Annotated in this window: 13 protein-coding genes; 11 read left to right on the top strand and 2 right to left on the bottom strand. The window is 70.6% G+C overall.

Going from position 1 to position 12,875, the window contains the following annotated elements; genetic code table 11:
* Nucleotides 1-71: 71 nt before the first annotated feature.
* The 11 genes from VS93_RS05355 (at nucleotide 72) to VS93_RS05305 (ending at nucleotide 10,563) form a co-directional block, all read left to right on the top strand.
* The gene (locus VS93_RS05355) at nucleotides 72-791 is read left to right on the top strand and encodes an MIP/aquaporin family protein (protein ID WP_046468888.1); all 720 of its coding nucleotides are present in this window, start codon (nucleotides 72-74) and stop codon (nucleotides 789-791) included.
* A 167-nt stretch (nucleotides 792-958) separates the two neighbouring features.
* Nucleotides 959-1,324 (top strand): hypothetical protein, encoded by a 366-nt coding sequence (locus VS93_RS05350; protein WP_046468887.1) that lies wholly within the window; start codon nucleotides 959-961, stop codon nucleotides 1,322-1,324.
* A complete protein-coding gene (locus VS93_RS05345) occupies nucleotides 1,317-1,757 on the top strand; it encodes a hypothetical protein (RefSeq protein WP_046468886.1) in 441 nt (146 codons plus the stop codon). The genes VS93_RS05350 and VS93_RS05345 overlap by 8 nt, the downstream gene beginning before the upstream one ends.
* 33 nt (nucleotides 1,758-1,790) lie before the next feature.
* Complete coding sequence (locus tag VS93_RS05340; RefSeq protein ID WP_046468885.1) at nucleotides 1,791-2,663, top strand: sulfurtransferase; 873 nt, start codon at nucleotides 1,791-1,793, stop codon at nucleotides 2,661-2,663.
* Nucleotides 2,664-2,851: 188 nt separating this feature from the next.
* The gene (locus tag VS93_RS05335) at nucleotides 2,852-3,457 is read left to right on the top strand and encodes a DUF4178 domain-containing protein (RefSeq protein ID WP_173434261.1); all 606 of its coding nucleotides are present in this window, start codon (nucleotides 2,852-2,854) and stop codon (nucleotides 3,455-3,457) included.
* 3 nt (nucleotides 3,458-3,460) lie between these two features.
* Nucleotides 3,461-4,021 (top strand): DUF2617 family protein, encoded by a 561-nt coding sequence (locus tag VS93_RS05330; RefSeq protein WP_046468883.1) that lies wholly within the window; start codon nucleotides 3,461-3,463, stop codon nucleotides 4,019-4,021.
* Nucleotides 4,014-4,262, top strand: a complete 249-nt coding sequence (locus tag VS93_RS05325; RefSeq protein ID WP_046468882.1) for a hypothetical protein — start codon at nucleotides 4,014-4,016, stop codon at nucleotides 4,260-4,262. The genes VS93_RS05330 and VS93_RS05325 overlap by 8 nt, the downstream gene beginning before the upstream one ends.
* Nucleotides 4,263-4,486: 224 nt before the next feature.
* The gene (locus VS93_RS05320) at nucleotides 4,487-4,906 is read left to right on the top strand and encodes a DUF350 domain-containing protein (protein ID WP_046468881.1); all 420 of its coding nucleotides are present in this window, start codon (nucleotides 4,487-4,489) and stop codon (nucleotides 4,904-4,906) included.
* Nucleotides 4,906-6,489, top strand: a complete 1,584-nt coding sequence (locus VS93_RS05315; protein ID WP_046468880.1) for a polyamine aminopropyltransferase — start codon at nucleotides 4,906-4,908, stop codon at nucleotides 6,487-6,489. Before VS93_RS05320 ends, VS93_RS05315 begins: the two co-directional genes overlap by 1 nt.
* Before the next feature lie 403 nt (nucleotides 6,490-6,892).
* Nucleotides 6,893-8,524 carry a S1C family serine protease gene (locus VS93_RS05310; RefSeq protein ID WP_052745549.1) on the top strand — a complete coding sequence of 544 codons (1,632 nt, stop codon included), beginning with the start codon at nucleotides 6,893-6,895 and terminating at the stop codon, nucleotides 8,522-8,524.
* Nucleotides 8,525-9,273: 749 nt separating this feature from the next.
* Complete coding sequence (locus VS93_RS05305) at nucleotides 9,274-10,563, top strand: glycosyltransferase (RefSeq protein ID WP_046468879.1); 1,290 nt, start codon at nucleotides 9,274-9,276, stop codon at nucleotides 10,561-10,563.
* Between the two features lie 52 nt (nucleotides 10,564-10,615).
* Here the strand turns inward: VS93_RS05305 and VS93_RS05300 are convergent, their stop codons facing one another.
* Both VS93_RS05300 and VS93_RS05295 read right to left on the bottom strand, forming a co-directional pair.
* Nucleotides 10,616-12,091 carry a sensor histidine kinase gene (locus VS93_RS05300; protein WP_046468878.1) on the bottom strand — a complete coding sequence of 492 codons (1,476 nt, stop codon included), beginning with the start codon at nucleotides 12,089-12,091 and terminating at the stop codon, nucleotides 10,616-10,618.
* A 22-nt stretch (nucleotides 12,092-12,113) separates the two neighbouring features.
* On the bottom strand, nucleotides 12,114-12,821 hold the full coding sequence (locus VS93_RS05295; protein WP_046468877.1) for a response regulator transcription factor: 708 nt from the start codon (nucleotides 12,819-12,821) through the stop codon (nucleotides 12,114-12,116).
* Between the last annotated feature and the right edge of the window lie 54 nt (nucleotides 12,822-12,875).

The raw sequence follows: 12,875 nt of genomic DNA, 5'->3' as shown, positions 1-12,875 counted from the left end.
AGAACATTCATGAACAGTGTCTGACACGGGTATGCGACCGGTATTTCTGCCTTGGTGATTCGGAGGCACTAGTGACACCGGCAACGATCTTCGTGGGAGAGTTCTTCGGAACGATGCTCCTGCTCCTGTTCGGGTGCGGCTGTGTGGCCGCCCACGTGCTGAACAAGAGCAAGGCACAGGGAACCGGCTGGCTCCTCATCGCGTTCGGCTGGGGTTTCGGCGTTATGGTCGGAGCCTACTTCGCCCTCCCGCTCTCGGGCGGGCACATCAACCCCGCCGTGACCCTCGGCCTCGCCGCGTCCACCGGCGAATGGGTGAACGTCCCCGTCTATCTCATCGCACAACTACTCGGCGCGATGGTCGGTGCCGGGCTCGCCTGGCTGGCTTTCCTGGGCCAGTTCCGCGCCTCGTACGGTCCATTTCTCGGCATCTTCTCCACCGAACCGGAAGTCCGCAATCCGTGGATGAACCTGGCGACGGAGATCATCGCCACCGCCGCCCTGCTTTTCACCGTGGTGGCGACCGGCCAGAACGAGGCCCTGGCGCTGTCCGGACTGGGAATCCTGATCGTGGCCCTGGCGGTCGCCGGAATCGGTATATCGCTCGGTGGCCCCACCGGGTACGCGATCAACCCCGCGCGCGACCTCGGCCCTCGCATCATGCACCAACTGCTGCCGATCAAGGGCAAAGGCAGGTCGGACTGGAACTACTCCTGGATTCCGGTTGTCGGCCCGATCATCGGCGGCATTATCGGCGGCGTTCTCGGCACTCTGGCGCAGGAGATGATCTAGAAGCCGCACGGCGCCGAGCCCGGGGGCGGCGGACGGTTCCGCGGCCGCCCGGATTTCGTGTGCACGGAAGCAAGTACTACGCTATGTAGTGCACTTTGGCACACCGCCGGTACAATGCGCGCCGGAACGGTTCACACGGCAGCTCGAACGGCAGGGCGGAGGTACTCGTGATCGACGGGCTGACCACCACCATCCAGCTCGCATCGCTGGCCATGGCGGTATGGTGCCTGATCTCCGCTTTCCGCGGCCAACCGATGTTCGTGCCGCACCTGATCGGAATCGGCGTGCTGTGGCTGCTGCTTCTCGGTCAGGGGGTGGTCTCCGGCCTGCTGATGGCGAACGGCGAGCAGCCCGCTGAGAGGGTCGTCTTCATCGGCTACTTGGCCACCGTCATCCTGCTGCCGCCGGCGTGCGCCGTCTGGGGGTTCATGGAGCGCAGCCGCTGGGGGCCCGCGGTGATCGCCTTCGCCTGCTTCATCCTCCCGGTCCTGATGGTCCGGCTCGAGCAGACATGGAGCCCTGCTCTTGCCTGAGAACCCCGCTACGCGCAGCGGCCCGGGCCGGCTCCTGGTCGCGGTATACGCCCTCTTCGCGCTGGCCGCCACCGCCCGCGCCACCGTGCAGATCCTCACCCGGTTCGAAGAGGCGCCCCTCGCCTACCTCCTCTCGGCCCTCGCCGGGGGCGTCTACATCGTCGCCACGGTGGGCATCGCCCGCGCCGACCGCACATCGCACCGTGTCGCCGCGGTCTCCTGCACGGTGGAACTGCTCGGTGTGCTGATCATCGGCGCGCTCAGCCTGCTCGATCCGGCGGCCTTCCCCGACGACACCGTCTGGTCCCGCTTCGGCAGCGGGTACTTTTTCATCCCGCTGGTCCTCCCGGTGCTGGGCCTGCTGTGGCTGCGCCACGTGGAGCGGCTCGGCCGGACGCGGGTTTCCGGCGCTGTTACTGGCGAATCCTCCTGACCAGCGGAACCGGGCTGGTATAGCCTGGCGGCTATGGCACAGCAGGAAACCCCCTCCCCGTTCCCCGTCGCGGTCACTCCCGAGTGGCTGAACGAGAATCGGGTCGAGGGGAGCCGGATCGTGGTGGCCGACGTCCGCTGGTACCTCGACGGCAGGTCCGGGCACGCCGCCTATCTCAGAGGGCATCTGCCTGACGCGGTGTTCGTCGACGTGGACACCGACCTCGCGGGGCCCGCGACGGCCGAGGTCGGGCGCCACCCGCTTCCCGACCCGCAGATCTTCGCCACCGCTCTCGGCGAGCTCGGCATCGGAGACGACACGACCGTCATCGCCTACGACGACTCCGGAGGATCCACCGCGGCACGGCTGGTGTGGATGCTGCGGCTGATCGGCTCGCCCGCGGCACTGCTCGACGGCGGTATCCAGGCGTGGACCGGTCCCCTGGAAACCGGGCAGGTGACGCTGAAACCACAGCGCCGAACCCCGGTCCCCTGGCCCGGCGACCGCGTCGTGGACACCGCCACCGTGCACGCCGAGCTCGGCGACCCCTCCAGGATGCTGCTGGACGCGCGGGTACACGGCCGCTACACGGGTGAGGCGCCGGCCCCGGTCGATCCCCGCCCCGGCCACATCCCGGGAGCGCGCAGCGCCCCGTGGCAGGACAACCTCACCGAGGACGGCCGCCTCGCCGCGCCGGAGCGCCTGCGGGAACGGTTCTCCGCGCTGGGCGCCGACTCCGCCCGAACCGTCACCGCCTACTGCGGTTCCGGTGTGACCTCCTGCCTCGACCTGCTGGCCATGGAGCATGCGGGTCTCACCGGCGCCCGCCTCTACCCCGGCTCCTGGGGGGCGTGGGCCTCCGACCCGGAACTTCCCGCCGAAACCGGGACAGGCACCACGGGCTGACCGCGGCTCCACCGGTAAGAGCAGCGCCTCCTGTCATTGGACGCACGCCGCACCTCGCGGGTTCCCAGGTGACCGGCATCGGCCCAGGTGGTCTTCACACGGCGCAGGATCGGTAGGCTCTATGCGCCGATATGAGCTGATATGAACCGTGTCCGCGTCACGGGATCGGGCCGACCGGGAAGCGAGGCGTGGCAGTGGAGAAACTACTGCTGTTGTTGATCATCGGCGCACTGATCGCCTTCGTGATCTACCTCTGGCGCCCCAACCGCCCATCGTCACCCCACGCCGCCCCTCCCCCGCCGCCCCCACCGCAGGACCCGTTCGCCCAGACGCACGACCTGCAGGGCGACCCCCGCTCGCTCAAGGCCGGGGACATGCTGGACTTCGGCGTCGAACGCACCTGGATCCGCGGCACGCTGCGATTGTCCGAGGGCGGCTATGCGTGGGCCGAGCACTTCCTGGAGATACCCGAGGGCAAGCGCTGGCTGTCGGTCGAGGCCGACCCCGACGTCCAGATGGCGATGTGGACCGGCCGCCCCGAGCTGGACCTCACCCCCTACAGCGACACGATCGACTTCGAAGGCGCCCGGTACCGGATGGTCGAGCGCGGCTCCGCCGCCTACCGCTCCGAGGGCACCACGGGCCTCCCGGCCCAGGGCGGGATGGACTACGTGGACTACGAAGCGCCTGACGGAAGCCACCTGGCATTCGAGCGGTTCGACCACGGCCGCTGGGAGGTGGCCATCGGCACCACGGTGCCCAACGGCAGTTTCACGATCTACCCGGGAGGCTGAACCGTGCGCGCCGGAATCCGCGCGCCGTTCGTCGACACCCGTGCCGCCGATCTCACCTGGACGCTTGGACACGCGCCCATCGCCCCTCTCGCGACACGGGTGGTGCGCGCCGGCCCCGCCTTCGCCGAGCTCCGGGTGCTCGGCGCCTCCCACCAGGTGCGGGCCGGGATCAGCGACGACGGCCCGGAAACGCTGCTGGAGACCGTCGCTTGCCTGCCGGGGGCGAGCGGCGCCCTGCCGGAGCGGGCCACCGCCGATGTCGACGGCGCCTCCCGCTACCTGTTCGCCTCCACTGTCGAGACTCTCGCTCCCGGCGAGTTCACCGCGCGTGTAACCCGCCTGAGCAGGGCGATATCCGCGCACCCGGACGGGTTGCTCGCCACGTTCCCCGGCGACCTCCTCGCGATCACCGCCATGGCGGTGATCGCCGGCCCGGCGGAGAGGGAACCGCTCTCCTGGCGCACCTGGCACGCCTACCCCCAAAGCGGCGAGCTGGTCACGACCACGACCTCTATCGCCCTCGGGCGGCCACATCCCCGCAGCAGAGGACAGACCAATGGATGACAACCTGAACGAGGCCCAGAGGAAGATCATCACGGCTGTGGCCGTGGTCGCCGCGCTCTTCCTGCTCCTCATCCTGCTCGGCAGCTGCTCCAGCAGCAGTGGCGACAGCAGCGGCGGCGGTGGCGGTGGCGGAGGCGGAGGAGGATTCTTCTTCTTCGGCGGCATGGGCGGTGGAAACACCAGCACCACCGGCGGCGGCGGAAGCGACTACCGCGGCGGCGGCCCCGGCTTCGGCAAGTGACCCCTTCGCGCGCGCCCGGTCCCAGGTGAGCGGGAGGGCGGTCTGGCGCCGCCCGCCGCCTCCGGCACCAGGACGACCGCCTCCCGGTCCGGTCGGCGGTACCGGACAGACGAGACGCACTCCGGCCCCCGGCCTCCCCGTTGAGGCCGGCGCCGCGACGCCAGCGGCTCCGGAGAACAACCGAATGGCCCCTGACCCCTCACCCCAAGAATGACGAGGAACATATGGAAACCCTGTTCAACGTCGGTGCGGCGCTCGCCTACGGCGCCGTCGGCCTGCTGATCATGATCCTCGGTTACCTGTTGGTGGACCTCATCACCCCCGGCCGGCTGCACAAGCTCATCTGGGAGGAGCGGAACCGGAACGCGACCCTCATCCTCTCGGCCAACACCCTCGGCGTGGCGATCGTCGTCGTTTCGGCGATCTACGCGAGCGAGGTGGGGCTGGTGACCGGCCTGTTCACCACCGTCGTCTACGGCCTGGTCGGCCTGTTCATGATGACGGCCTCGTTCCTGATCATCGACCTGCTGACCCCCGCCAAGCTGGGCGACGTCCTCAGCGACTCCGAGCTGCACCCGGCGGCCTGGGTCAACGCCGCCACGCACTTCTCCATCGCGCTGGTCATGGCAGCGGCGATCTCCTGATGACCGATCCGGTCACCGTATCCGAGGAAGCGGGCCAGACCCGGCTGAGACTCCCCGTCCCGCCGCGGCCGGCCCGCTTCCTGGTGCTGTTCGCGGTCTTCGTCTGCGCCGCGTGCGGCCTCGTCTACGAACTCGCGCTGGTCTCGATCGGCAGCTACCTGCTCGGCGACACCATCACCCAGGCCTCGATCGTGCTGTCGGTCATGGTGTTCGCGATGGGAATCGGCTCCCTTGCCTCCAAGCGGCTGCAGGCCCGGCCCGCCTTCTCCTTCGCGGTGATCGAAGGGCTGCTGTCGCTCATCGGCGGCCTTTCGGTGCTCCTGTTGTACGCGGCCTTCGCGTGGTTCTCGATGTACCAGCCGGCGCTGGTCCTCCTGGCGTTCGCGATCGGGGCGCTTATCGGGGCGGAGATCCCGCTGCTGATGACCCTGATCCAGCGCATCCGGAAACAGGACGCCTCCCACGCGGTCGCCGACCTGTTCGCGGCCGACTACGTGGGCGGCCTCCTCGGCGGCCTGGCCTTCCCGTTCCTGCTGCTGCCGCTGTTCGGGCTGCCGAAAGGCGCCCTCATGGTCGGTGCGCTCAACGCGGTCGTGGGTGTGGCCGTCGTGCTGTGGCTGTTCCGCGAGGACCTGAGCGGCAGGGCGCGGCTGCTGCTGGGCGGCGGGCTCAGCGTGGTGCTGGTGCTGCTCACGCTGACACTGTTCGCTTCGGACCGGTTCGAACTCACTGCGCGCCAGGCCCTCTACCGCGATCCCGTCGTCTACGCGGAACGCACCGACTACCAGGAGATCGTCGTCACCGAGTCGCTGGACGGCAGGGACGTCCGGCTCTTTCTGAACGGGGACCTGCAGTTCTCCTCCCTCGACGAGTACCGCTACCACGAGTCGCTGGTCCACCCGGCCATGGCCGGGGAGCGCGAGGATGTACTGCTGCTCGGCGGCGGCGACGGCCTCGGAGTGCGTGAGATCCTGCGCTACGACGACGTCGAGAATGTCACGCTGGTCGATCTGGACCCGGAGGTGGTCCGGCTCTCCCGGACCGACCCGGTGATCCGCGAGCTGAACGACGGAGCGTTCGAGGACCCCCGTGTCGATGTGGTCAACGCCGACGCGTTCACCTGGCTGCGCGAGAACAGGCAGCGGTTCGACGTCGTCATCGGCGACCTCCCCGACGGTCAGGACGTCGGAACCTCGAAGCTGTACACCGTGGAGTTCTACTCCCTGGTGCGCGAAGCCCTCTCCGACGGCGGACGCGCCGCCATCCAGGGCGGCTCGCCGTACTTCGCCTCCGCTGCCTACTGGAGCGTGGGCCGGGCGCTGGAAGAGGCGGGCTTGCCCAACACCCCCTACAACGTGGACGTGCCCAGCTTCGGCAACTGGGGTTTCTTTCTCGCCACCTCTGGCGGGGCCCCCGATGTCGAACTCCCCGAAGACCACCCCAGACTGCGGTTCCTCGACAGCGATGTGCTGCGGGCCGCGCTCGTCTTCCCGAAGGACCGGCGCCCTGAGGACCCCAAGGCCTCCACTCTGCTGCACCCGCACATCATCGGCTACCACCAGCAGGGATGGCGCGGATACTAGACCGGCCGCTCCCGGCGGGCCAGGGCACCTCCGTTGTATGCTCGGCGCTGCTCTCCTGCGTTCCTGTTGTTTGAACACCGCGTGGCCTGCGGACCTCGGGTTGGTGGGCGGCCACGCGGCGGACCAGGTGAGAGGGGCGGGGGCACGCGTCCATGATCCGGCACATCGCCTCGTGCACAGCTACGACGCGCCGATTAGCGCTCTCACAGGGAGGAAACTCTCCCTTCCGGGCGCTACTGCCCCCGCAATGGCAGACTGTCTCGAAACCCCGCCTATCCGATGTCTCACCGCGTTCTTACTCGCCGCACGCATCATGGGTATTCATAGGTAAGAACGTGAAACCGCGAACACGGCGGGCGACCATTCCCGGAGGAGCACATGAGCGCGAGCGACCACACCGGCGGTGGCCGCGACGAAGCTGGAGGGCTCCAGGCGCGACGAGACGGCGCCGACCAATCCTCTGACCCCGGCCAGTGGCCCGCCGACAGCCGGCCCGGCCGGCCCCGACGTTCCCGGACAGCAGTCGGATCCGGCACGGCCGCCCAGGCAGACGTGGCAGGGAGGCTCCACGCAGTCCCCGTTCGACGCGCCGCAGGGCCCCGGAGGACCCGCCGCGCAGCGCCCCTTCATCGCGAACCTGATGCACAACCGGCGCTCCGCTCCCGGTGAGTACACCGGGTCCGCCGGCCACCCCCCTACAGGGCCGCAGCCCCCGTGGGGCGCGGTCGGCGGCGACCCGTACGCGTTCGGCGCGCATTCGAGCGGTCCGCAGCCGGGCATGGGAGGGCACGGCGCCGGCGGGTACGGCGGCGGCGATTCCGGTTTCGGTCCTCCGCCGGAGTCGGCCTCCGGTCTGCCGGCTCCGCAACCCGGCCACGGCGGACGCCGGGGGCGCGGCAGGGTCCTGATCGTGGCGGCGGTCACCGCGTTGGTCACCAGTCTCATCGTGGGCCCGGCCGCGACGCTCATCACCATGGAGTTCGCCCCGGGGCTCGGTGGACGGCCGCTCAGTTCGCTCACCGACGGGCAGGCGAGCTCGGTGTCCACCGGAAGCGTCAGCGAGGTCGCCGACAAGACCCTGCCCAGCGTGGTCTCCATCCAGGCCGGCCAGGGCACCGGAAGCGGGGTCGTCATCAGCTCCGACGGCCAGATCCTGACCAACGCCCACGTCGTCGCCCAGGCCGAGGGCGACACGACGCGGGTGCGCTTCCACGACAGCGAGGAGGCCGATGCGGAGGTGGTCGGCGCCGACCCGGTCTCCGACCTCGCGGTGCTGCAGGCCGAAGGGCAGAACGACCTCACTCCCGCGGTGTTCGGTGACTCCGAGAAGGTCGAGGTGGGGGCGGACGTCGTCGCCATCGGCTCGCCGCTGGGCCTCACGGGGACCGTGACCTCCGGTGTGGTCAGCGCGCTCGACCGGCCGGTGAACACCGGCGTGGTCGAGCAGGAGCGGCCGGAGCAGGAGGGGCAGCAGCAGCCGGACTTCCCGTTCCAGCCGCCGGAGGAGCCCGAATCGCAGCCGCAGGCGCAGACCTCGACGGTCATCAACGCCATCCAGACCGACGCCCCGATCAACCCCGGCAACTCCGGCGGGCCGCTGATGAACATGAACGGTGAGGTCGTCGGGATCAACACGGCCATCGCCGGCACCGGCGGCGCAGCAGGCGAGGTCGGGTCGATCGGCCTGGGCTTCGCCATCCCGATCAACCAGGCGCAGCCGATCGCCGAGCAACTGCTGGAGGACGGGCGGGCCAACTACGCGGCCATCGACGCCACCATCACCGCGACGGCCGACGGCGGCGTCGAGCTCGTGGAGGTCAGCGGGGAAGGCGCCGCGGGCGAGGCCGGCCTCCAGGAGGGCGACATCATCACCTCGGTCAACGACGAGGAGGTCACCAATCCCGACGAGTTGATCGCGACGGTGCGCTCCCACCAGCCCGGTGAGACGGTGACCATCGGCTACGAGCGCGGCGGGAACTCCGCGGAGACCGAGCTGACCCTCTCCGCCCAGTCCGCCGAGAGCATCGGCGAATAGCGCCGGGACCACCGCGAGGGCCACCGTCCATGTCCTCGCGGCGGCGCCGTGCCCGCCTCGCCCGGGGGACGCGAGGCGGGCACGGTTGCGTGATCGTGATGGAATCCGTCCCCCGATCGACGCATGAACGCCGAAATCGCGGGAATCCGATCCGCCAAGAACGGCGTTAACCGCGGGCCCTTCGCCGTCGGACCGGGCGGGAAGGGCGTGCACGGGCAGCGGGTGGTTCCCGGCCGAAGGTGCGGAAGGGTGTTCGCGCCGTGATCGCCGGAGCGCGAGCACACTCCCCGTTCCACGGGTCCCGGCGACCCATCGGCAGGCCGCCGTCGCTGCGCGGTCGCGGCTCGAACGGCACCCGGCCGCGACCACGGCGCACGGCCCGCCCGGAGAACCAGGACGGGGACGGCCCGCCGTTAACGCCTTCGTATCCGGCACCGCCCGGCACCGTTCCGGGCGCGGGGCGCCGCATACCGGCCGCGGCCGGCCGCCTGCGCGTTCCTTCCTCGCGCGCAGGCGGTCGGCCGCGCTTTCTCCCCTCTTGCGCCGCCGACCGTCCGCGCCATTTCTGCTCCGCATCCGAAGACACACGTATCCGCACCGTGTGTAACCAACCGCTGCGGGAGTATCGTTCTGGACACCGCGTGGTACTCAGCGGACTCCTTGCCGTCACCGTGCGGACGACGGCAGGCAACGGGGGGCCACAATCGTGGTGCGCGCCGCACCTCGCGCATTCACCGGGAGATCTGACCATGTCCGTGACCATCCCTTCCGCTCCTTCGAGCGGCGCCCGAGCACGTACCGCCACCCCGTCGCGCGCCGGGTCCGCGTGCCTGCGGGTACTCATCGGGACCGACACGTACCCGCCGGATGTCAACGGCGCCTCGTTCTTCACCGCCCGGCTCGCCGCCGGGCTCGCCGAACGCGGCTCCGATGTGCACCTCCTCTGCCCCGCACCGGACGGCCGCCCCCGGGCGGTGCGGCACGGCGACGTTCTCGAACACCGGTTGCGCTCAGTGCCGTCCCTGGTGCACGACACGGTCCGGCTGGCCGTCCCGCTCGGGGTCCCGGGACACGTCGACCGGCTGCTGGCGCGGCTGCGCCCCGACGTCGTCCATCTCCAGAACCACTTCGTCGTGGGCCGCCTGCTCCTGAGGGCCGCGCGCCGGCACGGCGTCCCGGTCGTGGCCACCAACCACTTCATGCCGGAGAACATGTTCAACTACCTGCACGTCCCCGTGCCACTGCGGAACCGGATCGGCCGGCTGGCGTGGCGCGACTTCGCCCGGGTGCTGGCCGAGACCGACCACGTGACGACGCCGACGCGCACCGCGGCCCAACTGCTGGTCGACCAGGGGCTCCAGCGGCCGGTGGAGGCGGTCTCCTGCGGGATCGACACGTACCGGTTCCGTCCTATGTGGGAGGAGGCCGACGGATCCATCCTGACGTCACGCGCCCGGTTCCGCGCCCACTTCGGCGTGCCGGACCGGCCCACGTTCGCCTTCGTCGGCCGGCTGGACGAGGAGAAGCACATCGAGGACCTCGTCTCCGCCGTGGCGCGGATCACCGTCGACGGTGCCCAACTGCTCCTGGCCGGCACCGGGGCGCAGCGGAGGCGGCTGGAGCGGCTGGCCGCTGACGAGGGGGTGGCCGACCGGGTGCACTTCCTGGGCTTCGTGTCCGACGACGACCTCCCCCTCGTCTACCGCGCGGCGGATGTCTTCGCCATCGCAGGAACCGCGGAGCTCCAGAGCATCGCCACCCTGGAAGCGCTGGCCAGTGGCCTGCCGGTGGTCGCCGCCGACGCGATGGCGCTGCCGCACCTGATCGAGGAGGGGCACAACGGGTACCTGTACCGGCCGGGCGACATAGACGGTCTCGCCGCGCGACTGAGCCGCCTTCTCGCCTCCCCGGAGGAGCGCGCCGAGATGGGCGCCGCGGGACGCGCGATCGCCTCCCGGCACCGGTACCAGAGGTCGCTGGTGCGCTTCGAGCAGATCTACCACGACCTGACCGGGAGCCCAACGGCGAGCACCGGGTGATCCGGAGGAGACACGCGGGCCGGCACCGCCGCCGGAAGCGCCCCGGGCCGCCTCACTCCGGGCCGGAGGAGGCGGGCCCCTCCGGCGGCGGTCCGCCGCCCCCGGTCGGAGACACCGGCAGTACGAAGCCGACAACGGCGCCGCCGCCCTCGCGGTTGCGCGCGAACACCTCGCCCCCGTGCGCCTCGGCGATGTCGTGCACCATGGACAGCCCCAGCCCGGAACCGGGCAGGCTGCGCGCCGAGGTCGCCCGGTAGAACCGCTCGAACACGTGCTCCAGTTCGCCGGGGTCGATCCCCGGCCCGCGGTCGCGGACCTCCATCCGCCCTTGCCGGACGACGATCTCGATCGGTTCCGCGCTCTCGGGGCCGAACTTGGCCGCGTTCTCCACCGGGTTGGCCACCGCGCGCTCCAGGGCCTGCGGGCGGCCGTAGACAACGCTGTCGTCGGCGTCGACGACGATGTCCCGTCCGGTGCGCCGGCGCGTGCGCTCCGCCACGTTCTCAGCGACCTCGCGCAGCCCCACCTGCTGCCACGGCTCGTCCTCCCGCCTCTCGGTGGCCAGCTCCACCAGCTCGTTGACCAGGTCGGTCAGCTCACGCGTCTCGCCCTGCAGGTCCTCGATCAGTCGGTCGCGGGCGCCGGGGGAGAGCCGGTCGAACCGCCGCATGACGCTGACGTTGGTGCGCAGGCTGGTCAGGGGGGTGCGCAGCTCGTGCGAGGCGTTCTGCACGAGGCGGTGCTGCTCCTCCTTGGCCGCCGCGAGACGGACCAGCATCGCGTCGAACGCCTTGCCGAGCCGCCCGACCTCGTCCTTGCCCCCCGTTTCACCGTCCTGGGCGAGGAGGTCGAGCCGCCCCGTGGAACTCACGTACTCCGCGGCCTCGGTGAGCCGCACCAGCCGGCCGGTGACCCGCCGGCCCACGAGCCATCCGGCGAACCCGGCGCCCGCCAGCACCGTCAGCGCCACACCGGACATCTGCAGAGCGAGCCGGTCTAGCATCCGCTCGGTCGGCGACAGGCGCTGGCCGACCTGGATCGCGCCTTCGCCGCCGCCGAGGGAAACGGTGGCGATGCGGTACTCCTCGCCGTTGGCCGCGTCCTCACGGGTGTGGACCACGCCCGGCTCACGCTCCGCCGCGATGTCGCGGTCCGCGGCGACGACCGGCAGCACCTCGATCCGGTCGGGCTCCCTGAGTGGGACGGAGACGCCGCCGTCCGACCGGATCCCCTGGAAGGTGAACGTGTCCGAATGCAGGAACCTGAGCGTGTCGCTGCTGTACCCCCCCTGACCGGAAGGCGGATCGCGCAGGGGGCCGGCGAGACTCTCAACAGTGGCGTCGAACTCCTGCTGGGCGTCGGTGCGCACCATGAGAGCCGCGGTGTTGTAGGCCAGGGAGCCCACAAGGGCGATGACGACCGCCGCGACGAGCGCGAAGGACACCGCGAACTTGGTGCCCAGCCGCCATTCGCCCCAGGACGGGATCCGCCACCGCCGCACGGACGCCCCCCGCGTCTCCCCTGTCATCTCGGCCGCCGTACCATCGCGCTCATCGCGGCGTCTGGGGCCGCAGCGTGTACCCCACGCCGCGCACCGTCTGGATCAGCGGCGGAGTCCCCTCGGGTTCGAGCTTGCGGCGCAGGTAGCTGATGTACACGGCGAGGTTCTTGGACTCGGGGCCGAAGTCGTAGCCCCAGATGCGGTCGTAGATCGTCGCGTGGTCGAGCACGATGCCCGCGTTCCGGACCAGCAGCTCCAGCAGGTCGAACTCGGTCTTGGAGAGCTCCGCCTCGTGCCCACCCCGCCACACGCGGCGCGCGCCGGGGTCCAACCGCAGGTCGCCGACCTGGAGCGGGGGTTCGGGGCGGCCGTCGTCGGTGACCGGCACGGCGCGGCGCAGCAGGGCCCGCAGCCGGGCGAACAGCTCGTCGAGCTCGAAGGGCTTGGGCAGGTAGTCGTCGGCCCCGGCGTCGAGACCGGCCACCCGGTCCGCGGTCTCGACCCGCGCGGTGAGCATCAGGATGGGGGTCCGGTCCCCCTCCGCGCGCAGGACCCGGCACACCCCGAGCCCGTCGACCCCGGGCATCATGACGTCGAGAACGAGCAGGTCCACCGGTTCGGAGTGGGCGGTGGCCAGCGCCTGGACGCCGTCGTGGGCCGTTCGAACCTCGTAGCCTTCCAGTTCCAGGGCGCGTTCGAGGGAGTCCCGGATGGCACGGTCGTCATCGGCGACGAGCACGCGGCTTGCTGAGCTCATGTGACCATCCTTTCCTACCCGGGTTAGTCGACGGTAAGAGGACACGAGGAGCAC

It is taken from the genome of Allosalinactinospora lopnorensis (assembly GCF_000981225.1).
In the GTDB taxonomy this organism is placed as follows: Bacteria; Actinomycetota; Actinomycetes; order Streptosporangiales; family Streptosporangiaceae; genus Allosalinactinospora; species Allosalinactinospora lopnorensis.
This window is presented reverse-complemented; position numbering and strand designations above follow the sequence as displayed.